Here is a 22,031-nt window from a genome sequence, read left to right as displayed (position 1 = left end):
TCTGTACCTCATGAGTTCGAGAACCGCTCTATTATTTAACTCAATTGGACAACCGCTTGATCCTCCAATAAGATTTGATTGGTGAATAAATCTTCCACGGTAATTCGCAAAAAGCGCTGTTCATCCACTTGAAATAACACCTTCACCCGATCGCTCCCCGGATGTCCCGGCGGATTGAGCTTGGCAATACTTCTGGCCCCCTCTTTATCATTCAAGGGTTGCACGGCTATTTTTCCCGTTTCTAATCGCTTAGTGACTAGCCGATCGCCATCAAAATAAACCTCGGTTCCTCCAGTATCTGCTCCTAATTCCCCAATAATTAACTCAATACTCGGCTGATTCTCTAATGAGGCACCAAGCATTAATTCCACAGGTTCACTCATAGGATAGGGTTGTCCTTCGCGCACCAACGGATGCCAATTATGGCATTGATTGCGTCGGTCCCAGTAGCGGATGCCGTAACTGTGATAGAGGAAATCTTTGATTTCTATGCCTTGACTCAGTTGCAGGGCACCTTGAGCAACCGCTTCAAACGGGCGATCGCACCGAATCTTGCTCTCATCAAAATATTGCTTGACCCAATTCTGAACCGCCGGAATCAGTGCCGTTCCCCCCACCAACAACACAGCATCAATATCCGCAAAATCCAATCCCTGCCGTCGCGCTTGTTGACTCACCTGATTCATGGCATCATCCAAAGATTCAAAAAACTGATGACTTGCCAGAATTTCCTCAAAACCACGGCGGTCTAATTCTAAGGAATAGGTTTCCAACGTTTCATCATTAAAATAAACCTCTTTCCCTTGTTTTTGTAAAGAGAGTTGAATTTTCAAGCGTTCCGCCAAGCGCGTGGTTAAGGGTGTTTTGGCCATGCCTTGAGTTTCGGCAAAATAATCGACTAACCAATTATCTAAATCAGTGCCGCCTAAGTTATTCCCGGCTTTGGCTAAAACCCGAGCAGTTTTGACTTTTTGTCCCGAACTTTCAGCAAATAGTTTATCCCCCCATTTGAGGAGAAATCCTAGGGGTTGTTTCCCGGCAGTTTTATCCAGTTGGACTAAAGATAAATCCAGGGTGCCACCGCCAAAGTCTACAACGAGCAAGTTTTCGCCGTCGGTGAGTCCATATCCCAAGGCAGCAGCGGTGGGTTCATCGATGATGCGGACTTGTTCGACTTGCAGGGATTGGCAGACTTGTCCCAACCAGTGGCGATAGGCTTCAAAGCTATCCACGGGAACGGTTAGGATTAAGGAGTCTACGGGAAGCGGGATTTGGCGCAGGGAGTCCACCAGTCCGGTGAGGAACCATTCCCCGACTTTTTCAAAGGTGACGATTTCGCCATCGAGTTCCGGGAGGAACCCCTGGATATCGGTGCCGATGCCGCGTTTAAAGCTGCGGAAGAACCGGGGGTCGGTTTTGAGGTCGAGGCCCTTATCGCGGACTTGTTGGGCGATCGCCACTTGTTGTTTTGTGGCGTTCTCGACATAGAGTAAGCTAGGAATTAAGGGTGGATTTTGACCCAACTGCCAGGATAATCCCGGTAGTTTCAGGGTTTCCGGTTGTTGGGTTGCACTATTCCAGCGCGAGATTACGGTGTTGCTTGTGCCAAAATCAATTGCGATCGCCATTGGGCTATAGGGTTCAAAGACAGTTAGGAATGCTTTAGCTAATATCCTATCCAACCACAGGAGAAGGTGATTCACTCCACGAGTTGAGATGGGGTTGATTCCCTAGGGAGTCAGAGTGAGTCATGGAGTCTTAACAATCCTTAATCATTTATCTCCAATCAGCGATCAATGATCTGAAGATCTCAACCCGTTCTTCAGAATATGGAGCAGTTTAGGGCATAAACCCGGGTTTGGGAAAACATGATTTAGGCGGCCTACAATCAGGGGCCTTCAATCTAGGGTCTCTGGGGAAACCCTGACTGTAACAAGGTTTTAGTGGATAGAAACAAAAAACTCTCTCAAAAATTGTTAAAAGATAATGCGAATTGTAAACTATCCTGAATGCTTGGGATGTTTGTCCCCATTTTGGGCGATAATAATAGAGAGTGTAAATGTGGGGTAAATCGGAAAATTAAGGCGGATTGAGTTAAAATTCCCTCCGTAATCGGGCTGGGGTTTTATAGTCGGCTGACTGCTGTAAAATGAGGAGTTTGAAATCGAATCATGAGCGGCAGGAACATTATCAAACCTTCAGGGAGATGGCTGACCGAAGGATTCACTCTTCATGAGGGAGTGATTTTAAGCCTGAAAGGACTGAAGACCGGGGATGTAGCTGCACTTCACTCGACTCAGCACAGATCTAAACGTATTTAGCTAGTGCATTTTTACTTTTTAGGTCAATGCAGCAATGACTCAAAGATTGACATCAAGTCATTATTTGTTGTATTAAAAAAGGAAAATCACCGACTATGTTTGCTAATTTAAAGCTCCGAAATCAGATGGTATTGGGATATGGCATCCCCATCGCGATCGCCATTACCGGATTTATGATCGTTACTTATGAATCTGCTCAAAAAGTCAGTCGTTCTTTTGAAAATGTTGAATTGATTCAAGCCCGACTCATCACCTTAAATGATATCACCAATACCGCGTTAGGTATCGTGAGAGAGGCCCGGGGGTATCTCGTGAATGGGAATTTAGAATATCTCAACCGATATTATAGCGCAGTCAGCGACTTTGATAACCTCGTGGAGCAAGCAAAAGAACTGTATGTGCTTCCCGAAGATCGAGAAGTGATTCAGGAGATGATTGACCTAACTAGAGACTACATCAAGTTCTACAACGAGGTAAGAAACCTTTATGATGCCGGGAAAAAGGAGGAGGCGATCACCCTATGGTCCACGGCAAAAGGCACACAATTAGTGACTCGATTTAAAGAACTTACGGAGGAGTTTGAAGCCCAGCAAAAAACCTTGTTGTTATCAGAAAATGAGGAGTCCACCCGAACTTTACAAGCCCTAGTGATGTGGATCACCCTAGGCTGTTTATTATTAGTGGGCATTGCGGTGGGAGTGGCCCTGATTATTTCCTCCAGCATTGCCCGAGTTATCCGCCAAGAAACCAATGCGATCGCCTCCGCATCGACCCAAATTGCCTCCACCGTTGAGCAACATGAACGCACCCTCTCTCAACAAGCCACCTCAGTCAACGAAACCAGTGCCACAATGACCGAATTAGGCTCCTCCTCCACCCTCACCGCCGAACAAGCCCAATTCTCCGAAAACAACGCCAATCAAGTCTTGCAGCTTGCAGAATCTTCAGTGCAAGGCGCTCAAGACGTCTTAACCCTCGCCGATCGCGGCATCCAAGCCGTGGAGCGCACTCAAGAAGGAATGTCAGTTTTAACGGACAAAGTAGAAGCCATTGCCCTCCAAATTCTCCGTTTGAGTGAGCAAACCAACCAAATTAGTAACATTACCAGTCTCGTCAGTGACCTCGCTGGACAAACCAATATGTTGGCCCTCAATGCCGCAGTAGAAGCCGTTCGCGCCGGAGAAAATGGCAAGGGATTTAGCGTGATTGCCACAGAAATTCGCAAACTGGCCGACCAAAGTAAAACCTCCGCCCAGAAAATTAGTACCCTGATCGTTAATATAGAATCCGCCATTGCTTCAACGGTTACCGTCACGGAAGATGGCAAAAGAAAAGCCCAGGAAAGTATCACCCTCTCTCGGGAAACTGCCGAAGCCTTTTCCAAAGTCACCGAAGCGATTAATGAGGTGATTTTGACCAATCAACAAGCCTCCCTGAATGCCATTAATGATGTCGTTCTCAACTCTCGGCAAATTTCCCTGACCACCAAACAGCAAGCGGTCGCCATTAACCAGGTGGTCACCGCCATGAACGACCTCAACCAAGGTGCCGTAGAAACCGTCAACGGCATTAACCAAACCAAAATCGGCATTCATAAATTAAATGAAACAGCCCAAAATTTGAATGCCTTGGTCTAAGTAATATTCCCGATAATTTACTGGATTTTCCCCCTCGGAATAACGGCACTTTTTTTTGGAGGTGGACAGTCTGTATTCAAAATATTTTCCCCCTAAGTACGTCCACCTATTGGGTTAAATTTATGGTTCTTCCTCTTTCCTTCAAAAGGATCCGAATCCCCGTCTAAACTCTGGGGGGTTAGCTACAATATTTTTAGGATCAGAGATAGGAGCCATTGGCTGAAGGAGACTGCCCCCATGTTCAAAGATTTAAAGTTAAGAGGCCGCATTTTTTTAGGCTTTTCAATTCCGGTCTTCTTAATTATGGTATTTAGTGGGTTGGTGTATTCCGTAATGAGTGAAATATCGGAAAAATTTAATGAGGTGAGTAGAGCGCAAAGAATTTTATCTTACACCGATGAAATGGTGTTGAGCACTGCGATGATGGCGCGGCAAGTTCGCGGATATTTACTAATACAGAGCGAAGAGGCTTTATTAGAATTTCAGAACCAAAAAGAACGGTATGATACTGCCGCTAGGATAGTAGAACCTCTAATCCACGAGCCGGAACAACAAGAAATTTATAGAACCATGATTCTGGCTGGTCAAGAGTATTATCAGATGTCTCTGAGAACCCTAGAATTAAAAAATGGAAATAGACATGATGAAGCCGTCAATCTCTACTTGCGAGAGTCCAAAACACTGGTGGGAAGGCTGGATAACCTAGGGGGAATTTTTAATGATAATGAGCAGAAGATCCTGGATGACTATACAGCCCAAGCCCAGGAGAGTATCCGATTTTTAATTGGGGCGGCAATGGTCACTACCTTATTATCTTTGTTCTTAGGGACTGTGGCTGCTTCTTTGATTTGGTCAACGATCGCCAAAACCAATCAAACCATTAATGAAACGGTTAATGCGATCGTCACCTCTTCCAGCGAAATCTCTGCCACAGTGGAACAACAAGAACGCAGTGCCAGCTATCAAGCTTCTTCTGCCAATCAAACAACGAGCACCATGCATCAACTGGGGGTCTCTTCAGCGCAAACCGTACAACAAGCTGAGTCTGCTGCGGAAAATGCCCGTCAAATCTTAGGATTAGCAGAATCATCCGTGGTGGGTGCGCGAGATGTCTTATCCTTAGCCGAGTCTTCAGCCCAGGGGTCCCGTCAGGTCCTCACCTTAGCCGAAGGTGGGAACAAAACCGTGGGTCGGACTTTAGAGGGAATGTCTATTTTAAAAGAAAAAGTCGCGGCGATCGCCGAGCAAATCTTGCGGTTGAGTGAACAAACTAATCAAATTGGCTCGATTACGAATCTCGTCAGTGATTTGGCTAATCAAACTAATATGCTCTCTCTCAATGCGGCAGTAGAAGCAGTCCGCGCGGGAGAACATGGCAAAGGATTTGGCGTGGTTGCCAGTGAAATTAGAAAGCTGGCAGACCAAAGTAAAAAATCTGCTGAGAAGATTAATCAGTTGGTATTTGCGATTCAGAGTGCGATTAATTCTACGGTGATGGTAACCGATGAAGGGCGCAAAACTGCCGAAACCGGCATCGAATTGTCCCGAGATACAGCAGATGCTTTTATTAAGGTCACCGAGGCGATCGAGGAAATTGTTTTAAAATCCTCGGAAGGGGTGGTCCAAGCGATTAATGACGTGGTGTTACAAAATCAACAAAATTCCCTAACAGCGGTCAATGAGGTGGTGGTCAACAATCAACAAATTTCTTTAACCGCTAAACAGCAGGCGATCGCCATTCAAGAGGTGGTTGAAGCGATGAATAATCTCAACCAAGGTGCCGTCCAAACCGCCAGCGGCATCACCCAAACCAAAGTCGGGATTCAAAAGCTCAATGAAGCGGCCCATAGTCTCAAAACCATTGTTTAGAGAGAGGGGCAATGGGTGAATTGCCCCTAAAATTAAGCGAAATCGGCGCTCATCGCCTCATCCAGGAGGCCAACCAAGGGACCGTCCCCCGAGAATATGCAGGTGTAAATGATTCACCGTTTGTCCCCCATCGTCCCCGCAATTAATCACCACTCGATAGCCATTTTTGAGGTCGAGTTGTTCGGCGACGCGCTTAACAGTTAAGAGCAAATGACCCATCAAGGCATGATGGTTGGACTCTGCATCAGATAATTTGGCGACGGGTTCCTTGGGAATCACCAAAACATGAACCGGCGCTTGAGGATTCACATCTCGGAAGGCGAGGCACAAGTTATCCTCATAAACGATATCAGCCGGAATTTCCCGACGGATGATTTTACTAAAAATGGTCTCAGTCATAAAGGGTGGTTTGTTGTAAGTGCCGCTAGTTGCCATCTTAGGGGAAGAGGCGATCGCTGACAATTTCCTCCGGCACAAAAAAAAGGCCCCTAACCAGTAGGGACGCTTTATAGAGGAGAGTTGAATCGAAACTTGGAGATTAGCTAATGGCAACTGCGGTAAAAATCGTCAGGGCCACAAGTAACGCAGATGCCGCACCGTAAGCAATGTAGCGCTTTTGCTGTTCAGGAGACGGATACTCAGCGTGATACAGCTTGGGTTCGGTGGCAAAGTTGTTCAGAATTCCGTTTTCGTCAGTGCTGGTGTACATTTCGTTTGTCCTCGCTGGCTTATGTAAATAAATGTAATGCAATATTAAGAAGTCTTGCTCTAACTTGACTTAGGGCATTAAGCGTGGTAAAGACGCTTACCCTTCATCAACCCTTACAGATTAGCTGATGGCGACAGCGGTAAAAATCCTCAAGGCCACAAGTAATGCTGAGGCCACACCGTAAGCAATGTAACGCTTTTGCTCTTCAGGAGTCGGATAATCAGCGTGATACAGCTTGGGTTCGGTGGCAAAGTTGTTCAGGATTCCCTTTTCGTCAGTGCTGGTGTACATTTCGTTTTTCCTCGGTGTCTTTATGTAAATAAATGTAACGCAATGTTAAGAAGTGTTGCAGTGACTTGACGCAGGAGAGTCGGTGATGCTGATCACATCCCGGCTGAAGTGGAGGCGGGGAGGGAAAGAATGTAGAGTAGGAGAACAGCGGGTGATGCCTGTCCCCCAGTACAGCTTAAAGCTGAAAAAGAACCACTTGATGCACCCTAGGGGGTTTCTGTGGGTGTAAGTGGGTAAACGAATATTTTGAGATCGTCCTCGCTCCAGTTACCCTAGGAGTCAGAAATACTTTGATCAACGGGGCTGAATTATGACCGCCGAGGCGATCGCCTGTGGCACTCTCTAGTAATGGAGGGAGAGAATTTTACACTCCCAAAGGAAAAATCAACAGTTTCAGGCTTAGGCAACAAAATCTCCAGTTCTGTTGCTACTCAATCTGATTCTTCAGCTTCCTTTCCCCTAAAGATTCTAAGGTTTCATCCTCTTTAGCCAAGAAATTGCTCAGTCTTAGTTCATCCAGACTCTTGTGGAATTCCTTTGATCTAGAAACATCCCCGATTGTCTGTGGTACCCTTTTCTGTTGTAGTGGCTGCAACGCCTCAAAATATCCTTGCTTCCATAATTGGGCGATCGCTGTTTCCATAGCACTTCGCGTCACCTCGGGTACCACAATCAATCCCGGTGGGGCCAGAAAAGGGGAACCACATTCTACCTCCGCCTCTAAATCTTGCTCTAAGCGAATGGGATCAATAAAATAAACTGAATAGGTTGTGCCATCACCGCAATCAACGATTCCATCGCTTCTACATCCTTTCATGGGCGTTTCCACCTCATCTCTTTCATCCCAGCCATCTTTAAATATCAGTTTCGGTGCAGTTTCCATATTGCTATTCCTCTAAAACGGCCTTGATTTTGTTTAACTCGTCTTGATATTGTTCGTAGGTGAGTAAATTAGCCTCTCTCGGGACAATTTCGTAATGACCCCGATCTCGTCCTCTTTGAACTAATTTTAACGTTTCCGGCAGAAACAAGATTTTATAGGCCCCTCCAAAACGTCTCATGATAGTGGCATCTTTATGAATCGAGATGCCATGAGTGGGTTTAACGGTATTGGTTTCCGCATCTATTCTAACTTCCGAGGGTTTGGCAGCAAAATTGCTACCCCCTCTATAAAAAGCCGTGCCTTCGTTTTCCATTCACTTTTAGATTCTGCTTTCACGAGCTTAAAAAAGCGGGCGATCCGCCTAGACCCCCCTCAATTTTACACCCCTATTCCTGTTTTACCCCACCTTTCTAACAGGGACCAGAAACCGGAACTCAAGCTCGGGAATTTTCGCTTATATTTGTTGAAGAAACCCGGTTTCTGCTCCCTACCCCAGCATGACAGGAGAAGGTATGAATATTAAATTAGTGGAATCTTTAGCCCAAGTTGTTCAATCTCTTTCCCCAGAGGAGCGATCGCTCTTGGAGGAAAAGCTGAAAACCCACCCAGAAAACCTGTCAGAATCTGAGAAAGAGCGTCCTTTTTATGAAACCGCCACTCCAGCAGAAAGGGCCAAAGCGTTTCGGGAGTGGGCGGCGAGTCACCCGGGCGATCGGCCCTCTTTATCCGATGAAGCCATTAGCCGAGAAAGCATTTATGGAGAGAGGGGTTAATGCCATTTTTGATAGTTTTTGGGGGAGTAATGAATAGTAACTTATTGAGTTTTGAGGGATTAAATTTAGAGAAGGGGTTAAATTTATAAACCCGATGAATGTAACGGTGGCGGCAAGCGCTAAATTAGATGTAGCGAGTTAGGCAAATCTTAGGAGGTTGGGGTTATGAGTCCGTTATTAGCGCAAGTGTTACGGGAAATTGAGCAACTGAGTCCCGAGGAACAATTGCAGGTGATTAGCCATGCAACGGAGCAACTGAAGCGGCAAACGGTTAAACCGAAAAAACACAAGCTGAGTGAGTTTAGGGGGATAGCGCCCAACTTGCTAGAGGGGCAGGATGCTCAGGATTGGGTTAATGAGGGACGGGGGGAATGGACAGAACGAGAAAAGCGGATATTTGAGGGATTATGAAGATTGAATCGGCGCTCAGGGGGGTATCCCAAATTTATCTCGATACGGCCCCGGTGATTTATTATGTGCAGGGGGTAACTCCGTTCTTTCCTGTAGTAGATGCCTTATTTCAAGAAATTGAAAGGGGTAAGTTGCGGGCAATATCCTCTCCCGTGACTTTAGCAGAATGTATGGTTTTACCACTCCGACTGGGTGACAGCGCTTTACAGCAAAATTTTTTAGATTTGCTCACGAATACCCAAGGGATAACCTTGACTAATATTGATGTGGAAGTTGGGCGACTTGCAGCAGATATGGAGGCACGATACCGATTGAAATTACCAGATGCTTTGCAAATTGCGACTGCTTTAGTAGCTGGCTGTGAGGCGTTTTTAACCAATGATGTGCAACTGAGGCGGGTAACCGAAGTTAAAATTATTGTTGTTGGGGAATTAGAAGTTTAATCAGCCGATGAATGTGAGGGTTATTTAATAAACCCGCTTTCTGCTCCAGACTACAGCATGATAGGAGAATTTATGAACATTAAATTAGTGGAATCTTTAGCCCAAGTCGTTCAATCTCTTTCCCCAGAGGAGCGATCGCTTTTGGAGGAAAAGCTGAAAACCTACCCAGAAAACCCGTCAGAATCTGAGAAAGAGCGTCCTTTTTATGAAACTGCTACTCCAGAAGAATGGATCAAAGCGTTTCGGGAGTGGGCGGCTAGTCATCCGGGCGATCGGCCCTCTTTATCCGATGAAGCGATTAGCCGAGAAAGCATTTATGGAGAGAGGGGTTAATGTCATTTTTGATTGATACTAATATTTTATTGCGGAGTGCCGACCCTCTCCATGCCATGCACAGCGATGCCATCAATGCAACAACAAGTTTACGCAGTCAAGGGCATCAGCTTTGTATCATTCCCCAAAATTTAATCGAGTTTTGGAATGTTTACACCCGCCCTGCGGAGAAGAATGTGTTAGGGCATACTCCAGCGGAAGCCGCCGCCGAAGTGAATCGGTTAAAAGGGCTTTTTTTGCTGTTACCCGATAGGTTAACCATTTATTCTGAGTGGGAACGGTTGGTGCTGACTTATGGGGTGAGGGGTGTTAATGTCCATGATGCGCGGTTGGTGGCGGCGATGGTGGTGCATGGATTGACTCATATTCTGACGTTTAATACCAAGGATTTTGCCCGGTATGGGGAAGTGACGGCAGTGCATCCGATGGATAGGCGATCGCCCCCTTGCGAGTAGACATTTCAGTTGTAGGGTTGATGAGGATAATCAGCGAATTTATCTGCTATAATCAAGACTAAAAAATTACCCGGGAAGAGGTGGTGACAGATGAAAGTTAAAACTCAACTGGCTCAATTAAAGGCAAATTACGGCGATATCAGCAACCGGGAAATTTCCGAACTGACGGGAATTGATGAACAACAGCTTAAAGAATTAGAAACCGGGGAAGCAAGGGCTATAGAATTTGATACTTTGGCTCAACTTTGCGATTTTTTTCAATGTACTCCCAACGATTTATTCGTCTTAGACTGGGAGGAAGTGGAGAGAGATACCACTCCTCCCAGTGCAGAAGAACTTAGCAAAGCTTCTGAGATAATTAACAGAGCATTTGCCCGTTCTGAAGCTATGCCACCCCGTCCATCTGAAGAAATCTGGAAAAGTTTTGAAGCTACTGTCGAGCGGATTGCATCCCAGCGGGAGCAGTCAGAACCCTCTGTAAAGGGGACGAATTTTGATGCTTAAAGTTGTGATTGATACTTCTGTATTTATTGCCGCGCTCCTTCGTCCAACAAGTAACAGTAGTCCCCGCCAAGTTTTAAGATTGTGGCGTGAGGGAAGGTTTAGTTTAGTCATGGCTCCACCTTTGCTTCAGGAGCTAGTCAGTCGGCTGATGAGGCGGGGAGTCGATCCAGCCGATATTGAAGATTTACTGGTCGATATCAGAGCGATCGCCTTGCATATTCCCGGTGCATATCAAGCCACGCGCCTTGATGAAATTGACCCCGATGATAATAAGTTTTTGGCAGCCGCTTATGAGGCAAAAGCGGATTATTTAGTTTCAGTGGATAACCATTCGCTCTCTTTAAAATACTATCAAGGCACTCAAATCGTGACTCCAGCTTTGTTTGTGCGATTTGTGAAATAGAGCGACCTAGTTCTGCCTTTAACCGCCAGCACGAAAAACCGACTCAGCAGTTAAATTGAGTTGCGGAAACCCGGGCGATTCAAGCCGGTTATTTCCGCGAAATTGGCTCACTTGATATTCCCCATCAACCAGTTGGTAAATAGAAATAGTTGGTTGTTTGGGATTGCCAATAAAGCGCCTGCCTCCTAAACCGAGATAGTCCACAATCCAGTATTCTGGAATTCCCATTTCTTCATAATTGGCAGATTTGAGACAATAGTCGTAGCGCCAATTGGTACTCACCACTTCAACAATCAGACGTATCGAGGAACCCATTGTCACGATTGATTCTGCCTCCCAACGCGGTTCGTCCCTCAGAGACAGGCGATCGAGGATAATAACATCTGGTTCGTATCCAGACTCGTCCCGCAACGGTTTAACCACACATTCGCGGGGGACAAAGCAGTTTAAACCTTGAGTCTCAATCGCAACATTGAGTTGATAGGTTAAAAATCCACCAATTTCTGAATACTTCCCCTTGGGTTTAGGCATCTCAACAATGACTCCATTGTGCAATTTATAGCGGTGTTCTGAGTTTTCTGGATACCCCGCGATAAACTCATCAAAGGTTACGAATTGGGGGTTTGGGTTGGATTGTGGCATCTACTTCTTCTGTGAGAGAAACTGCGATCGTGCGAGGGGTTCACAAAGTTGGAAGGACTACAACTTTCTATTTTGGCAAATCTATTTGATTTTTGTGATAATTTGTTGGGAAACTAACCGCTTGATTTTAAAAAAATATGATATAATTTTTAGGGCTATTCCGTTGAGGTATAGGGTTATGACTGCTTTGACATTAAATTTAGATACCGTTCACCTCAGTGACGAACAGTTCTACGAGATTTGTCAAAATAACCGCGAGTTAAAATTTGAACGCACAGCTAAAGGCAAATTAATTATTATGTCACCTGTTGGCGGCGATAGCGGCAATCGAGAAGCTGACTTAATTATTGATTTAGGCATCTGGAATCGACAAACTGCTCTCGGTTATACCTTCAGTTCGTCTACGGTGTTTAAGTTACCCAATGGTGGAGACCGATCCCCTGATGCTGCTTGGATTCGCCGGGAACGGTGGGAGGCTCTGACGCCAGAACAACGACGCAAATTTCCGCCGATTGCCCCCGATTTTGCGATCGAGTTAAGGTCAGCCACCGATAATTTAGAAATGTTGCAGGAGAAAATGGGCGAATATATGGATGCAGGAGTGCAATTGGCATGGTTGATAAACCCCCAACAGCAACAAGTGGAAATTTATCGACCGGGACAAGAGATAGAAGTGCGCGATTTACCCACCGAGTTATCAGGGGAAGAAATTCTGCCCGGATTTAACTTAAGTTTATCCCGGTATTTGTAGATAAGATCGAGCCTGCTTATTTTATCATCATTATTACCTTTTCTGTCATTCCCGCGCAGGCACTGAATCCATCTTTCGAGCCTGAAAAACAGCACCAAAACGCGGCTATTACCGAAGCACTAAATCACATCGGGCAGTTCGCGTTCTATAAACCACAAGCGAGGATAGCGGTAAACGGCAACAGTGACGATGATGGCGATAATTTCCATTGTAATAAATAGTAGGCCAATCCCGCGACCTGGACCCACGCCAAGGATTTGTCCGATGCTGCCAGCGAGTAAACCGTCAGCCGCCATCAGAGGTTCAAAGATGCGATCGGCTAGGGGGCCTGCTACAACGTAAGCGAGGGGGGTTGGGGGGATCAATCCTTTTTTTTGCAAGAGGTCTAATAAATTTTTGGCAGCCGCTTATGAGGCAAAAGCAGATTATTTAGTTTCAGTAGATAACCCTTTGCTCTCTTTAAAATACTATCAAGGCACTCAAATAGTGACTCCAGCTTTGTTGGTGCGAGTGTTGCCATAATTAGGACTTACGCACCACCCTCACGGGTCGGGTGGGCAACTCCAGAAGAATGGATTAGTAAAACGAAGCATCGAGGAAGATGCTTCGCCTAAATACCTAAGTCCTATTTTTCATAACGGACTAGAAGATGCCAGAGAAAAATATCCGGATCGTCATGCTCTATCATCTCTTTAAACAGGGACACAAAAGGCTCATAGTCTAAAAACTGCATCTCCAAACTGAGTTTTTTTAATCCTGCTTCTTTAAAGATGCGATTTAACCGCAAGGGAGTGTAATAAATCTGGGCCTCTTGCCACTCAGCGTCCCAAACTTTATTGCCGTAGACATCGATAAATCCCTCGGTAACGCAGTGAGCGTGTTTGCGACTAAAATAGGCAATTTCTAAGAAGCATAAGGTGGTTGGGAAATATCCGTATATCTTGCCACCGGGTTTAAGAACTTTACCAAATTCCCGAATCATCGCGCGGTTTGTTTTATCCTCGCTGGAAACTACAGAATTTGCGAGGAGGACGTAATCAAATTTCTCATTCCACTCCGGTTTTTGTTCAGTGATTCGCGTGGAGTCTACTTCCTCAAATACGATTTGTTGATTATTGAGTCGAGAATCTCCCTCTGTTTTTTCCCAATCGGCTTGTGATTTTTCAAGGGCTGTTTTGGAAAAATCGGTACAGTAGACTTGTCCAATTTTAGGGCAAAGTTCTAATAATGTCTTCTGAAGATAAATTTCCGAGCCACAACCGGGAATTAGGACTTTGATATCAGGCGAGTTGGGAATATCATAGCCGGGACAATGCTCTGGACGGATTAAAGTTTTGCAGATTTTGGGGTCTTGGGTGAGGCTGAAAGCGGTGTTGGTATAATCTTCGTGACTTTTATCCCAGAGAGCTTTCTCTTCTTCAATAGATTTCGAGCCTAGGTTATGAGAAGAGGGAATTAGCCATTTGTAATCATTTGTGTCGGTCATAATTTTTAACTCCAAAATGTTCATTATAGGTCAAATTGGCGGGTCAATCACTCACGACCAAGCTGCCGTTTTCCATCACGTAACTGACATCCGCACGCAATGCATTAGCTATGCGGTGGGTGATGAAAATCACGGTGCGTTCTTTACTAATGCGCTCGATAGTGGTGAGGATTTTGGCTTCGGTGGCAGGGTCGAGGGCGGATGTGGCTTCATCGAGAATCAGAATGGCTGGATTTCTCACCAAGGCCCTAGCTAAAGCGATTCTTTGCCGTTGTCCTCCTGATAACTGTCCGCCCCTGTCACCAACCAGTGTATCGTAGCCTTGGGGTAAGGACAAAATAAATTGGTGAATCTCGGCGTCTTTAGCTGCGGCTTCCACTTGTTCGTCAGTGGCTTCTAGATAGCCCATGCGGATGTTTTCTCGCACTGAGCAATTAAAGAGAATAACATCCTGAGAAACCAGTCCGATTTGAGAACGGAGGGAGCGTATTGTTGCCTGACGTAAATCAACTCCATCAAACAGAATGCGTCCTTTATCTGGATCGTAAAATCGCGTCAGCAAGTTGACAATTGTACTTTTGCCTGCTCCACTTTGACCTACAAATACAGCGAACTCTCCTTGGCGAATTTTCAGGGATAGATTTTTAACTCCTCCTCTATCTTGGGAGTAGCTAAAGCTAACATTGTCAAAGTTAATCTCCCGGTAAAAGTGAGGTAAATCAATCGCATCGGCTGCATCCTGAACCGCCGGAGTTTCTGATAAAATATCGCTGATGCGTTGCAGCCCTGCTACTCCATCGATAAATGCAGGCAGTGACGAAGTTAAACCAAGGATATTGAGATTCAATCCTAGCATTAAAACTTGAAAGGAGGCAAGGGTGCCTACGGAAATGATATCCTGGTATGTCATGACCGCACCGATACTTAAAACGATAAGCTGCGTCAGGACAAAACCAATCATGGGAACTTTCTGCACTAAGTAGGATAGAAAGGTTGCGCGGACATAAACCTGTTTTAAGTCATTCAATGCGTTGGAAAAATCTTTACTCAGTTGGTTTTCCAGCCCGAATATCTTGACAACGGTTTGCGAGAGGATATTCTCTTCGACGACGCTGGCAATCTGTCCTTCTTTTTGCAGCAACTTATAGCCAACTTCGGTGGCAAGACTGGCAATTTTTGCTGGGGCAATGGTGCAGAGGGTTAAACCGATTAAACTGAGCAGGGCTAATTGCCAGTTGAGTAATAAGAGGAAAACCAGAGAAAATAGGAAGTTAGACAGTTCTAAAACAACAACTGTCAGTCCCATTGTAATTACACCATTTTCCACCTTTTGGACATCGGCGATGAGACAATTGACAATATCCCCGGCTGAACGTCGCCCAAAAAACTCCATTGAAAGGCTTTGGAGATGCTCGAATAGAGAGTATCGGATATTGTTGGTGATTAAAATGCCCAAACGCGCTCCTAGGAAAATTCCTAGCAAACCGATGCAGGCATATAGAATTGCTCCGACGACTAGCAAGGATAGGATTAGAACCAGAAGACTATAGTTTTGGGGAACGATGGCGGCATCGATGATAAATTTTAAGCTGGCTCGGAAGACTGAATCAAAGGCGGCATCGAATATTAGACAGATAAACAGTAAAATGAATTGCCCTTTGTAGGAGGCAATGTATTTGTTTAGGGTTTTAAAGAACCAAATCAGTTCCATGAGTTAGGGGAGTTGGTCTACAGGCATGATTTAGGATTTCAAAATTATCATCTTGATATATAGCGCGTCTAAATCAGTTTGACATAGAGATAGCGAGCAAAATGCTCGCATTCCAAGGGAATCGGGCGTCGGATCCATTGCCAAAATGATTTAGGGTTGCTATATACCTACTAATACGGAATCCGGTTGTGATAGGTCTATAAAAACCCACACCCTCAAGGGTGGGGCTATACGGACAAAGCCCGCCTGCGCGGGCTAAAACCGAAAACCGACTTTTACCAACCGAATTTGGTATAAATAGGGGGGATTCCCCCCTATAGCGATTTTTATTTCCAGTTGATGGGCATTTTATTTAGGCTCAACAGAGTTGACTCTAATAGATGAAAAATAGTCGTTCAACCCTCCTAAGAATACGTAAGAGGGGTATTTCCCATCGTTTGATGGTCCTCCCTTAGAACTGAGAGTGACTGAATATCCCTGAAAAAGAACGTCACTGTAAAGCGTAAATGTGCCACTTTCAACTATGACAGATGACACTTTGTCATTAAATTCAATAGTTGTTAAGTCGGTTATGTCGGAAGTGATATCAACTGTTCTTCCTTGATAATTGATGTCGGTATAGAGTTTTGCTTTTGCCATTTTTTCGCTTTCTCCTGGTTCTTGAAGTGTTTACACCCTTAAGACGATTTCCCAAGTCACTTTCTGAATTTTTCGAGTTAGCTACAGTTTTCCCTGACTCAATGCACCCGATGAAACCAGCCTTAAACACGAGAACTCTAATTTCCACCCATTGCACCAGATTTTGTCATTAACTTAAGGTCACCAACAAAAAATGTAGGATAGGCGCTGACGGCAGTGCCCACCCTACATCTTTTTTCAATTACTGATCAATTTGAGACCGCAATTGATTTTTCTTTCTAGAAGAATCTGATAGGACGCCACATAATGATTAATCTCCTTTTTGCTAGTTTTACTTGTTGTTTTTGATTGAGGATAAAACCTTAATCTTGTTCGAGATTAGTCGAGACGAAATTGGATTTTTGTCTCTACACCTATAAGACGAATCCAGAGGTCATTTTCTGAATTTTTCGAGTTAGAGGCTGTTTTTTCCTAACTAAATGCACTCTGAGAGGTTCAGAGCCCCGACTTCCCTAAGAAGTCAAGGCTCTACGCTTTAGCCCGATCGCCCTTACGCCTCTTACCATTCAACCGTTTCACAGCCTCCTCAAGCTCCCCGCGAAAAGGGTAGAGCAACCGCAGACTCAGCGCACTTCGATACACCTCTACTGCCGCCGTCACATCTCCCAACCCCAACAACGCCCTCCCTTGCCAGTAACCAGCCATCGCCGGGTCAAACTCCATCAATTCCTGGGACTGACAAGCCTTTTCCAACCATTTCCGACTCGCCACCTCATCCCCCAGCAGCCGATAACTCTCCCCCAGCCACACCGCAGCAGATACAGATTGCAGATAACCCCCCTCTTCCGGTAACAAATGCCATCCCTGCGCCAAAGCCTCCACCGCTTCCCGGTGTTTCCTCGCCAGCGCCAACACCCGCCCGTGACAAAACCAAGCTTCAGGTAACTGCGGTTCAAGTTGCGTCCCCTTCGCAGAGACAGCACACCCCCGATCGATTTCCTGAAAACTTTCCACCAACACCCGCCCCGCCGTCGTCCAAACACTCCAGCGTTCAGGAAAACGATCGAGCATCTCTTCTACTATTGAGGTAAGGCTTACTTGACGGTTGGATCCCCCTAAATCCCCCTTAACAAGGGGGACTTTGAGATGAGGGTTGGATCCCCCTAAATCCCCTTTGACTTTGAGATGAGGGTTGGATCCCCCTAAATCCCCCTTAGCAAGGGGGACTTTGAGATGAGTTTCTCCTTTGCAATTAGAAGACTTTGCCTCCTCTGGCTCCCCCCTTGTTAAGGGGGGCTGGGGGGGATCGAGAGGGGCTGGGGAAGAAATCATCTCCGCAGCAGGTAAAATTTCGCACAACGCCCGATAAATTTCAGTATCCTGGGGATAGAGACGATAAGCCTTCAGCATCGCCTCAGCCGCTTTCTGATATTCCCCGGTATGGAACAAGTAACGCCCATAGGAATACCAACCCCTAGGATGATTGGGGTGTTCCTCAGTAAATCGTTTCAACACCCCAATCCCGTTAGCCGACTCCCCCCGGAAAACGTGATAATAGGCCAGCAACTCGCGGGCATCCGCCGCATCAGGAGCCAGTTGCAGCAAAGAACCAATTATCTGTTTAGTCTGCTTGCCCTCCTCGCCGGATACTAATCTCATCCGGCAACGAGTATCCGCCAGTCGTTTGAGCGCTCGGAAATCACCCGGAGCCACCTCTAGCACTTTGCTCAACCGCAGCTGCGCTTGGCGCACATTCCCCACCGCCTGACTCGCGTCGTAGCTGTCAATCAGCGCTACAACATCATCCGGGTTCAGTGACAAAACCGTATCAAAGGCTCGCAAAGCTGCAACCGCATCCCCTCTCCCCATTTGTACCTGCCCCAACGCCAGCCAGTGAGCCGCATTATCTGGTTCTAGGGAAGCCGCCGACTCAAAAGCCAGTATCGCTGCCGGAGTGTCACCTCTACAGAGTGCGATGGATCCACAGATATGCTGCCGAGTCGCCTCATTGCGTGCATGGGCCAAGGCACTTTCATAAACCGCTACTGCCTCAGCCTCTTGTCCCATAAGCTGCAAGAGTTTCCCCAATTGCAACCGCACGCCAATCAATGGTTGCTGCCGATCGATTACTTGGCGATACTCCTCAACCGCCTGGTCAATACGACCCAGTGCATAGAGCAGATTCGCCAATTCCAACCGTTTCTTCCATCCAGAGGGATACTGCTGCACGTACTCACTTAAGGTTTTCAGCTTCTGGTCAATTCTGGCTGGCTTTTCGTCTAAAACCAGGTAAGCATTCAACTCCACCCCAGAGGACTGAGTGAGGGATACCACCCGGAGTGTAGTGTTTCTAGACATATTGCTGTTACCTGATAATTAATTGTCTCGCCAATGTTTTGAGGGAGGGGGGCGATCGAGTCTGATGCGATCAGTTTATCGGATTGTAGGGGCAATCCCCCTGCGATCGCCCCTTCCCTGGTTGCTCCACAATCTTGAGGTGGTAGGCACTGGGGCGCTACCCCTGCGGCAAAATCATCCCGGCTCAAGGCAACATCCCCCTTTTTAGAGGACTCGGAGGAATCTAACCGGGCATCATCCAACCCTGAAAAATACCTGCTCAAACGCTTTTGTAGAATATCTCGGGCCTGTTGGATGCGCTTGTAAATGTTATTGAGCGAAAGAGCAAGTTGTTGGGCAATATCTTGATAGGGAATCTGATGCCAGTAACGCAAGATAAATGGATCTCGTAGTCGAGAAGGAAGAGAATTAATAGCGTGGCGAAGGTACTGTCCCAACTCATCATGTAGAAGTGCCTCTTCAGGAGAGTCAAACCCCGAAATAACTGCTGAAGTTCCTCGGGCAGCCACTTCTTCAATATCCTCCATTTGCATTACTTGTCGGCGACGTTCTCGGTAGATATCTGTATATAGATTACGGGTCAAACGAGTAAGCCAAGCTCTGAGGTTAGTGATTTTTTCGGCATGGTCGGGTAATTTATCCAACGCTTTGAGCATAGCCTGACTCAGCAGGTCTTCCGCTTCGGTTGAGTTGCCGTTTGTCCACTTGAGACAGCACCGAAACAGATAGATTCGGTACTGTTGGGTGAGTTGCCAGAACGCTTGAGTTTCCCCAGCAGCAAGGTGGTGTAAGAGTTCTTGTTCTTGGGTTAAGGGTGGGATTTGATTAGTAGGGGCTTTCATGTCCATCATTTTACCTCGTCAATTTATTGAAAATAAATCTGTAGGGTTTATAACTCTTGGGGCCATTCCTGACTGACCCCGACTCAGTAAAATCAAGCAAAAGGAATAGAGAAAATACTACCGCCTTCGGTATAAGGAGCCACAGTAGCTTCAGCAACAGGAATACCCGGAAAGTTGCGGTCTACCAATTCACTCCAGTTTCCAACAGCCGAAATAGCATTCAGCGCAAAATCATTGGTCAAACCCAAACTTTCTCCGATATTACCTTCCCCTCCCAAAAAGCTGCGGATGACTGGATCTGAACTATTGACGGATTCAGCCACATTTTCTGAAGTTAGACCCAGTTCTAACGCCTCATAAATCGCATAAGTCACCCCAGAAACTACATCTTTCCACTGGGATTGATTCTCATCCACCACCATTGCTAAAGGTTCCTCTCCCAGAACTTCTGGAAAGGGCTGATGCTGGTCTCGCTGCTCTACAGGTAAGGTTAGAATACTGGAGATAATTAGCCCCCCATCTCCGGTAATGGCATCCAGTTCGCCGTTGATATACTGCTGGAAGATGGTCTGGAAATTATCCAAAGCCACGACTTCGGCATTAATGCCTGCCGCACTTAACTTTTCTCGCAATCGAGTTTCAGAAGTCGTCCCGGCACTGACGCCAATTCGGCCTCCAGCAAGTTGTTCCAAAGTGGTAATCCCGCTGGCAGTTGGAGTAACTACAAATTGAGCATCGTAATTATTAATCGGGGCAAAATCTACGCCCAAAAGCGCATCCCGTCTCAGGTTGTGGGTGGCATTCCGACTGGTGACATCCACAATGCCATTGGCGACATCGCTAAAGCGCTGGGCACCGGATGTCTGAATCACGAACTCTACAGCGTTGGGGTCGCCAAATAGGGAAGCTGCCAAGGCCCGACCGTAATCCACATCAAAGCCGCTTAAGTTGCCGTTTTCATCGGCAAAACCCAGTCCTTGGGCGTCATTTCTCACCCCGACGCGCACGAAACCTCGGTCTAAGACTTCCTGCAAAACGTTGCGGTCATCGTTATCAATTAAGGGAACATTCACTCTGTCGCTACCACTAAACGGGGGATAATAAACCAGTCCCCCTGGCTCCACAAACATCAGTTCGTTGAGATTGCGCGGTAACGCAGTTTCATCGAAGTTGCGATTGTAAATCTCTTCGTAGTTGCCGATTTGTTGGATGATTTTTAGGGCAAAATCATTGGAGACTCCCAAGGATTCTCCTAAATTTCCTTCCCCTCCCAAAAAGCGTTTGATGTCGCTATTGCCATCCAGAAATTCATTGACATTCTGAGAGTTAATCCCAAAAAATTCGGCTTGAATGGGAGCGTTGACCGCCCAGCGCACTACATCGGCCCATTCCGACTCGTTTTCTGGCACGATGAGTCCTAACGGTTCTTTACCCAGATTGTCCTCCAGGATGACATGATTCCCGGGATTGGATAGGGTCGAAATTCGATTGCTGAGGACTCCGCGATTGATGGAAACCGCACCCAATCGCCCTGCATCATAGGCGGCAAATAGGGCATCTTGAGAGGGGAAAATTTGAAAATTGAGGGTAATTCCAGCACGACGGGCGGCATCTTGTAAGTTTTGCCGGGACCGCGTTCCTTCTAATACCCCGATGGTGATTCCTTGCAACTTCTCAATGGAATTAATCCCACTGTTCCCGCGCACCATTACCCCTTGAGTATCGAAGAAAACTGTGGGGGAATAGTCCACTCCCAAGGTGGCATCACGCAGGAGGCTATGAGTCGGCAAGGTGGCAGCGATATCCACTGCACCATTGGCAACCCGAGTAAATTCTTGTCCAGGGGCTACCACCACATACTGAACCGCCTCTGGGTCCCCGAATAAGGCAGTGGCGATCGCCCGACTAAAATCCACCCCCATCCCGCTAAAAGAACCATCGGCTTCCCGTTGGCTAAATCCGATCGCATCTTCGTTAACCGCCACCCTTACAAATCCGCGATCGATAATCTCTTGCAACTGAGAACCAGGGCGAGTATCACTGGCAACAGAGGCTCGACCTTCCGCAGCACCAAACCGGGCATAATGCTCCAATCCGCTAGAAAATCCGCCGTTAGTAATGGCAGTGGCTACATCCGGGTAATAGTCCCGATAAAAGTTCTCTGAAAAGGCAATTTGCGGCGTTCTGCCTTCTTTAAATCCAAATGTTGTCCAATGATGTAACCCACTGTTAAATGAGCCATTCGCCACGGCGCGGGCCACGTCAGCGTTTTGTTGGAGGTAGGTGTTTTCGTTAAAGTTAGACAGGGCCATAGTTGAGGTCGTAATAGAATTTATCTGCTCAATTTGCTGGCGTTCAGACCAACGCGGTTTGGAGTTACAGCCTATTCTAGGTTCGGAACTTAACCGTTCATCTGCTGTACGCTTCCATCTATATAGACGTTTGAGACGAGCAATTTGTGAGTTTTTTGGTGGGATAAATAAATGGGTAAAATTGCTAGAGAATCAGAGACCTCTCCATGAGACCTTTGATGTCATTTCTTAATTTTTGGTAAGGCAAATCCTGCGATT

General features: G+C 46.3%; 24 protein-coding genes. 10 read left to right on the top strand and 14 right to left on the bottom strand.

Annotated features, from left to right (window positions below):
- Window positions 1-35: 35 nt before the first annotated feature.
- Entirely contained in the window at window positions 36-1,628 is a 1,593-nt protein-coding gene (locus NG795_RS16090) for an Hsp70 family protein (RefSeq protein ID WP_367289752.1), read from the bottom strand.
- Window positions 1,629-2,416: 788 nt separating this feature from the next.
- On the opposite strand from NG795_RS16090, the gene NG795_RS16085 reads away from it, so the two are divergent.
- Window positions 2,417-3,958: a methyl-accepting chemotaxis protein gene (locus tag NG795_RS16085; RefSeq protein ID WP_367289669.1), complete on the top strand. Its 1,542-nt coding sequence runs from the start codon at window positions 2,417-2,419 to the stop codon at window positions 3,956-3,958.
- Between the two features lie 237 nt (window positions 3,959-4,195).
- A complete protein-coding gene (locus NG795_RS16080; RefSeq protein ID WP_367289668.1) occupies window positions 4,196-5,827 on the top strand; it encodes a methyl-accepting chemotaxis protein in 1,632 nt (543 codons plus the stop codon).
- A gap of 57 nt (window positions 5,828-5,884) precedes the next feature.
- On the opposite strand, the gene NG795_RS16075 is transcribed toward NG795_RS16080, so the two are convergent.
- From NG795_RS16075 to NG795_RS16055, 5 genes are all read right to left on the bottom strand, one after another.
- Complete coding sequence (locus NG795_RS16075) at window positions 5,885-6,262, bottom strand: histidine triad nucleotide-binding protein (protein ID WP_436836057.1); 378 nt, start codon at window positions 6,260-6,262, stop codon at window positions 5,885-5,887.
- A 103-nt stretch (window positions 6,263-6,365) separates the two neighbouring features.
- Window positions 6,366-6,536: a photosystem II assembly protein Psb34 gene (gene psb34, locus NG795_RS16070; protein ID WP_015146721.1), complete on the bottom strand. Its 171-nt coding sequence runs from the start codon at window positions 6,534-6,536 to the stop codon at window positions 6,366-6,368.
- 120 nt (window positions 6,537-6,656) lie between these two features.
- Window positions 6,657-6,827, bottom strand: coding sequence for a photosystem II assembly protein Psb34 (psb34, locus tag NG795_RS16065; RefSeq protein ID WP_367289667.1), 171 nt, complete (start codon window positions 6,825-6,827; stop codon window positions 6,657-6,659).
- 427 nt (window positions 6,828-7,254) lie between these two features.
- Window positions 7,255-7,710: a hypothetical protein gene (locus NG795_RS16060; RefSeq protein WP_367289666.1), complete on the bottom strand. Its 456-nt coding sequence runs from the start codon at window positions 7,708-7,710 to the stop codon at window positions 7,255-7,257.
- Between the two features lie 4 nt (window positions 7,711-7,714).
- The gene (locus NG795_RS16055; protein WP_367289665.1) at window positions 7,715-8,023 is read right to left on the bottom strand and encodes a hypothetical protein; all 309 of its coding nucleotides are present in this window, start codon (window positions 8,021-8,023) and stop codon (window positions 7,715-7,717) included.
- Window positions 8,024-8,222: 199 nt separating this feature from the next.
- Between NG795_RS16055 and NG795_RS16050 the strand changes: the two genes are divergently transcribed.
- The 7 genes from NG795_RS16050 (at window position 8,223) to NG795_RS16020 (ending at window position 11,032) form a co-directional block, all read left to right on the top strand.
- On the top strand, window positions 8,223-8,483 hold the full coding sequence (locus tag NG795_RS16050; RefSeq protein WP_367289664.1) for a hypothetical protein: 261 nt from the start codon (window positions 8,223-8,225) through the stop codon (window positions 8,481-8,483).
- 165 nt (window positions 8,484-8,648) lie between these two features.
- Window positions 8,649-8,894, top strand: coding sequence for a hypothetical protein (locus NG795_RS16045; protein ID WP_367289663.1), 246 nt, complete (start codon window positions 8,649-8,651; stop codon window positions 8,892-8,894).
- A complete protein-coding gene (locus NG795_RS16040; protein ID WP_367289662.1) occupies window positions 8,891-9,337 on the top strand; it encodes a type II toxin-antitoxin system VapC family toxin in 447 nt (148 codons plus the stop codon). Before NG795_RS16045 ends, NG795_RS16040 begins: the two co-directional genes overlap by 4 nt.
- A 72-nt stretch (window positions 9,338-9,409) precedes the next feature.
- Window positions 9,410-9,670: a hypothetical protein gene (locus NG795_RS16035; RefSeq protein WP_367289661.1), complete on the top strand. Its 261-nt coding sequence runs from the start codon at window positions 9,410-9,412 to the stop codon at window positions 9,668-9,670.
- Window positions 9,670-10,125 carry a type II toxin-antitoxin system VapC family toxin gene (locus NG795_RS16030; protein ID WP_367289660.1) on the top strand — a complete coding sequence of 152 codons (456 nt, stop codon included), beginning with the start codon at window positions 9,670-9,672 and terminating at the stop codon, window positions 10,123-10,125. Before NG795_RS16035 ends, NG795_RS16030 begins: the two co-directional genes overlap by 1 nt.
- Before the next feature lie 90 nt (window positions 10,126-10,215).
- The gene (locus tag NG795_RS16025; protein ID WP_367289659.1) at window positions 10,216-10,629 is read left to right on the top strand and encodes a helix-turn-helix domain-containing protein; all 414 of its coding nucleotides are present in this window, start codon (window positions 10,216-10,218) and stop codon (window positions 10,627-10,629) included.
- Entirely contained in the window at window positions 10,622-11,032 is a 411-nt protein-coding gene (locus tag NG795_RS16020; protein ID WP_367289658.1) for a putative toxin-antitoxin system toxin component, PIN family, read from the top strand. The genes NG795_RS16025 and NG795_RS16020 overlap by 8 nt, the downstream gene beginning before the upstream one ends.
- 18 nt (window positions 11,033-11,050) lie before the next feature.
- On the opposite strand, the gene NG795_RS16015 is transcribed toward NG795_RS16020, so the two are convergent.
- Window positions 11,051-11,674: a Uma2 family endonuclease gene (locus NG795_RS16015; RefSeq protein WP_367289657.1), complete on the bottom strand. Its 624-nt coding sequence runs from the start codon at window positions 11,672-11,674 to the stop codon at window positions 11,051-11,053.
- A gap of 178 nt (window positions 11,675-11,852) precedes the next feature.
- Between NG795_RS16015 and NG795_RS16010 the strand changes: the two genes are divergently transcribed.
- Entirely contained in the window at window positions 11,853-12,425 is a 573-nt protein-coding gene (locus NG795_RS16010; RefSeq protein WP_367289656.1) for a Uma2 family endonuclease, read from the top strand.
- A 119-nt stretch (window positions 12,426-12,544) separates the two neighbouring features.
- Here the strand turns inward: NG795_RS16010 and NG795_RS16005 are convergent, their stop codons facing one another.
- From NG795_RS16005 to NG795_RS15975, 7 genes are all read right to left on the bottom strand, one after another.
- Window positions 12,545-12,790 (bottom strand): hypothetical protein, encoded by a 246-nt coding sequence (locus NG795_RS16005; protein ID WP_367289655.1) that lies wholly within the window; start codon window positions 12,788-12,790, stop codon window positions 12,545-12,547.
- Window positions 12,791-13,050: 260 nt separating this feature from the next.
- Window positions 13,051-13,911, bottom strand: coding sequence for a class I SAM-dependent methyltransferase (locus tag NG795_RS16000; RefSeq protein WP_367289654.1), 861 nt, complete (start codon window positions 13,909-13,911; stop codon window positions 13,051-13,053).
- Window positions 13,912-13,954: 43 nt separating this feature from the next.
- The gene (locus NG795_RS15995) at window positions 13,955-15,622 is read right to left on the bottom strand and encodes an ABC transporter ATP-binding protein (RefSeq protein WP_367289653.1); all 1,668 of its coding nucleotides are present in this window, start codon (window positions 15,620-15,622) and stop codon (window positions 13,955-13,957) included.
- Window positions 15,623-15,970: 348 nt separating this feature from the next.
- Window positions 15,971-16,261, bottom strand: coding sequence for a beta/gamma crystallin-related protein (locus NG795_RS15990; RefSeq protein ID WP_367289652.1), 291 nt, complete (start codon window positions 16,259-16,261; stop codon window positions 15,971-15,973).
- A gap of 528 nt (window positions 16,262-16,789) precedes the next feature.
- A complete protein-coding gene (locus tag NG795_RS15985; RefSeq protein WP_367289651.1) occupies window positions 16,790-18,619 on the bottom strand; it encodes a tetratricopeptide repeat protein in 1,830 nt (609 codons plus the stop codon).
- Window positions 18,559-19,461 carry an RNA polymerase sigma factor gene (locus NG795_RS15980; RefSeq protein ID WP_367289650.1) on the bottom strand — a complete coding sequence of 301 codons (903 nt, stop codon included), beginning with the start codon at window positions 19,459-19,461 and terminating at the stop codon, window positions 18,559-18,561. Before NG795_RS15980 ends, NG795_RS15985 begins: the two co-directional genes overlap by 61 nt.
- A gap of 92 nt (window positions 19,462-19,553) precedes the next feature.
- On the bottom strand, window positions 19,554-21,773 hold the full coding sequence (locus NG795_RS15975; protein WP_367289649.1) for a transporter substrate-binding domain-containing protein: 2,220 nt from the start codon (window positions 21,771-21,773) through the stop codon (window positions 19,554-19,556).
- Between the last annotated feature and the right edge of the window lie 258 nt (window positions 21,774-22,031).

The sequence above is a fragment of the Laspinema palackyanum D2c genome, from assembly GCF_025370875.1.
Taxonomy (GTDB): Bacteria; Cyanobacteriota; Cyanobacteriia; order Cyanobacteriales; family Laspinemataceae; genus Laspinema; species Laspinema palackyanum.
This window is presented reverse-complemented; position numbering and strand designations above follow the sequence as displayed.

What these genes read in the sequence shown, in the direction of transcription:
- NG795_RS16045 (WP_367289663.1), top strand. Translation starts at nt 8,649, where the DNA reads ATGAGTCCGTTATTAGCGCAAGTGTTACGGGAAATTGAGCAACTGAGT.
- NG795_RS15985 (WP_367289651.1), bottom strand. Translation starts at nt 18,619, where the DNA reads ATGTCTAGAAACACTACACTCCGGGTGGTATCCCTCACTCAGTCCTCT.
- NG795_RS16015 (WP_367289657.1), bottom strand. Translation starts at nt 11,674, where the DNA reads ATGCCACAATCCAACCCAAACCCCCAATTCGTAACCTTTGATGAGTTT.
- NG795_RS16085 (WP_367289669.1), top strand. Translation starts at nt 2,417, where the DNA reads ATGTTTGCTAATTTAAAGCTCCGAAATCAGATGGTATTGGGATATGGC.
- NG795_RS16055 (WP_367289665.1), bottom strand. Translation starts at nt 8,023, where the DNA reads ATGGAAAACGAAGGCACGGCTTTTTATAGAGGGGGTAGCAATTTTGCT.
- NG795_RS16010 (WP_367289656.1), top strand. Translation starts at nt 11,853, where the DNA reads ATGACTGCTTTGACATTAAATTTAGATACCGTTCACCTCAGTGACGAA.
- NG795_RS15980 (WP_367289650.1), bottom strand. Translation starts at nt 19,461, where the DNA reads ATGAAAGCCCCTACTAATCAAATCCCACCCTTAACCCAAGAACAAGAA.
- NG795_RS16075 (WP_436836057.1), bottom strand. Translation starts at nt 6,262, where the DNA reads ATGGCAACTAGCGGCACTTACAACAAACCACCCTTTATGACTGAGACC.
- NG795_RS16000 (WP_367289654.1), bottom strand. Translation starts at nt 13,911, where the DNA reads ATGACCGACACAAATGATTACAAATGGCTAATTCCCTCTTCTCATAAC.
- psb34 (WP_015146721.1), bottom strand. Translation starts at nt 6,536, where the DNA reads ATGTACACCAGCACTGACGAAAACGGAATTCTGAACAACTTTGCCACC.
- psb34 (WP_367289667.1), bottom strand. Translation starts at nt 6,827, where the DNA reads ATGTACACCAGCACTGACGAAAAGGGAATCCTGAACAACTTTGCCACC.
- NG795_RS15990 (WP_367289652.1), bottom strand. Translation starts at nt 16,261, where the DNA reads ATGGCAAAAGCAAAACTCTATACCGACATCAATTATCAAGGAAGAACA.
- NG795_RS16090 (WP_367289752.1), bottom strand. Translation starts at nt 1,628, where the DNA reads ATGGCGATCGCAATTGATTTTGGCACAAGCAACACCGTAATCTCGCGC.
- NG795_RS16035 (WP_367289661.1), top strand. Translation starts at nt 9,410, where the DNA reads ATGAACATTAAATTAGTGGAATCTTTAGCCCAAGTCGTTCAATCTCTT.
- NG795_RS16020 (WP_367289658.1), top strand. Translation starts at nt 10,622, where the DNA reads ATGCTTAAAGTTGTGATTGATACTTCTGTATTTATTGCCGCGCTCCTT.
- NG795_RS15995 (WP_367289653.1), bottom strand. Translation starts at nt 15,622, where the DNA reads ATGGAACTGATTTGGTTCTTTAAAACCCTAAACAAATACATTGCCTCC.
- NG795_RS16030 (WP_367289660.1), top strand. Translation starts at nt 9,670, where the DNA reads ATGTCATTTTTGATTGATACTAATATTTTATTGCGGAGTGCCGACCCT.
- NG795_RS16050 (WP_367289664.1), top strand. Translation starts at nt 8,223, where the DNA reads ATGAATATTAAATTAGTGGAATCTTTAGCCCAAGTTGTTCAATCTCTT.
- NG795_RS16025 (WP_367289659.1), top strand. Translation starts at nt 10,216, where the DNA reads ATGAAAGTTAAAACTCAACTGGCTCAATTAAAGGCAAATTACGGCGAT.
- NG795_RS15975 (WP_367289649.1), bottom strand. Translation starts at nt 21,773, where the DNA reads ATGGCCCTGTCTAACTTTAACGAAAACACCTACCTCCAACAAAACGCT.
- NG795_RS16080 (WP_367289668.1), top strand. Translation starts at nt 4,196, where the DNA reads ATGTTCAAAGATTTAAAGTTAAGAGGCCGCATTTTTTTAGGCTTTTCA.
- NG795_RS16040 (WP_367289662.1), top strand. Translation starts at nt 8,891, where the DNA reads ATGAAGATTGAATCGGCGCTCAGGGGGGTATCCCAAATTTATCTCGAT.
- NG795_RS16060 (WP_367289666.1), bottom strand. Translation starts at nt 7,710, where the DNA reads ATGGAAACTGCACCGAAACTGATATTTAAAGATGGCTGGGATGAAAGA.